This window comes from Streptomyces sp. NPDC056486 (assembly GCF_042795295.1).
In the GTDB taxonomy this organism is placed as follows: Bacteria; Actinomycetota; Actinomycetes; order Streptomycetales; family Streptomycetaceae; genus Streptomyces.
Map to the genome: position 1 here is coordinate 1 of NZ_JBHTSF010000339.1, position 1,286 is coordinate 1,286.

Below are 1,286 nucleotides of genomic sequence, written 5' to 3' on the forward strand. Positions count from 1 at the left end.
GTGTGTCTGCTCTGTTCGATTGTCATGCCCGAGCCGTCGCCCCGAGTCGGACGGCGCCGGGCGCTCTCGCGCTGCCTTGGCTAGCTTTCGGCCAGGATGTGCGAGAGCTCCGTATCCAGATCGAAGTGGCGGTGTTCCGTGCCGGGGGGCACGGCCGCATCGGTTCGCTTCAGGAACGATTCAAGAGCCCGCGCCGGGGCCTCGAGCAGAGCCTCACCCTCGGGGGAGCTCAGGGCGATGCAGACAACACCCTGACCGTGGCTCCGGGACGGCCAGACTCGGACGTCGCCGGTACCGGTGGGCCGGTGCAGGCCCTCGGCGAGGAGGTCGCGGGCGAACACCCATTCGACGGTTTCCTCGGCTCCGGTGTGGAAGGTGGCGTGCACGGCGTAGGGATCGGCCGTGTCATACCGCAGTCCTGCGGGGACAGGCAGTGAGGACTCGCTCGACACAACGAGGCGCAGGTGCAGCTCGCAGCTGACCGTGGTGTTCATAAGCGCCAGGGCCTTTCGCTCAGTGTGCGCTCGGGGATTCGCACGTCGGCGAAATCGACATGCCACCTACGGTGCCGTTGTAAACCCCTCTGAGGGTTTTGGGTGTCTTTAGGTAGCTCGTTCGGCGGGTTGTTTGTTCGGTGCGTACAGCCATTCCAGTGACGGGTTTCCGTCCGGTAGGGTTTGGCCGTATGAATACGGGGAGTGACGAGCCGGGGGTTGCTGAAACAATCACCGGCACGAAGAACGAACAGCCGCTCGGATCGCGTGCGCCGGAGTACATCCAGGCCCGCAAGGCGCTGCACCTCAGCTGGCAGGTGGGCGTGTTCATCGTCGGCCTCGCGGTGGTTGCCGCGGGCATCGTGATGTTGCCGCTGCCCGGACCGGGCTGGCTGGTGATCTTCGGTGGAATGGCGATCTGGGCGACCGAGTTCGTCTGGGCTCAGCTGGTCCTTCGCTGGACGAAACGGAAGGTCACCGAGGCGGCGCAGCGTGCGCTCGACCCCAAGGTGCGCCGCCGGAACATCATCCTGACGACCATCGGTCTGGTGATCATCGCCGTGCTCGTCGGGATCTACGTCTGGAAGTTCGGCTTCGAGATGCCATGGAAGATCAAGGAGTGACCTCCGGGTGACTCCTCGGCGGTCGGAGGCACCCGCTGACATGCGGTAATGTTCTCCGTGCGCCCGGGGCGATTAGCTCAGTGGGAGAGCGCTTCGTTCACACCGAAGAGGTCACTGGTTCGAACCCAGTATCGCCCACCCCGGAACTGCGGCCCGGAGGCTTAAAGCC

General features: G+C 64.9%; 2 protein-coding genes and 1 tRNA gene. 2 read left to right on the forward strand and 1 reads right to left on the reverse strand.

The features are described from left to right. Window positions 1–80: 80 nt before the first annotated feature. Window positions 81–494, reverse strand: coding sequence for an SsgA family sporulation/cell division regulator (locus ACFQ7F_RS45900; protein WP_003959770.1), 414 nt, complete (start codon window positions 492–494; stop codon window positions 81–83). 191 nt (window positions 495–685) lie between these two features. Between ACFQ7F_RS45900 and ACFQ7F_RS45905 the strand changes: the two genes are divergently transcribed. Together ACFQ7F_RS45905 and ACFQ7F_RS45910 are read left to right on the forward strand one after the other, a co-directional pair. Beyond that, the gene (locus ACFQ7F_RS45905) at window positions 686–1,117 is read left to right on the forward strand and encodes a TIGR02611 family protein (RefSeq protein ID WP_383285771.1); all 432 of its coding nucleotides are present in this window, start codon (window positions 686–688) and stop codon (window positions 1,115–1,117) included. Between the two features lie 66 nt (window positions 1,118–1,183). After that, a tRNA-Val gene (locus ACFQ7F_RS45910) sits at window positions 1,184–1,255 on the forward strand. Window positions 1,256–1,286: the final 31 nt, after the last annotated feature.

Bases quoted from the DNA above. Each gene is read 5' to 3' on its own strand.
- ACFQ7F_RS45900 (WP_003959770.1), bottom strand. From the start codon at position 494: ATGAACACCACGGTCAGCTGCGAGCTGCACCTGCGCCTCGTTGTGTCG.
- ACFQ7F_RS45905 (WP_383285771.1), top strand. From the start codon at position 686: ATGAATACGGGGAGTGACGAGCCGGGGGTTGCTGAAACAATCACCGGC.